The organism is Oleiphilus sp. HI0061 (assembly GCF_001635675.1).
The window spans coordinates 1-240 of record NZ_LWFE01000842.1; the positions used below are offsets into that span (position 1 = coordinate 1).

At 43.8% G+C, this 240-nt stretch carries 1 protein-coding gene; it reads left to right on the forward strand.

The window, feature by feature from the left end:
* Positions 1-34: 34 nt before the first annotated feature.
* Positions 35-240 (forward strand): hypothetical protein (locus A3735_RS31835; RefSeq protein WP_231882528.1); only part of this gene is annotated, 206 nt, incomplete at its 3' end.

Here is a 240-nt window from a genome sequence, read left to right on the forward strand (position 1 = left end):
GTTATTCGCAGGTATTGAGTATCGGTTTTAAGACATGATGACTAAAGAACGCTCAGGTATTTTTTTCATACTGTGCCTTTTGCTTGCACTCTTATTGACCTGCAACCAAGATGCAGAGGCAGCAAAAAAGCATGGAGCAATGAAAAACAGTTTGCTGCCTGAGTGTCAAGGTATGGCACTTCCATCTGTGCATTGTGGACGCGCTCCATCGTATGCCGAGGGTAAGGATAAAGTGTATGT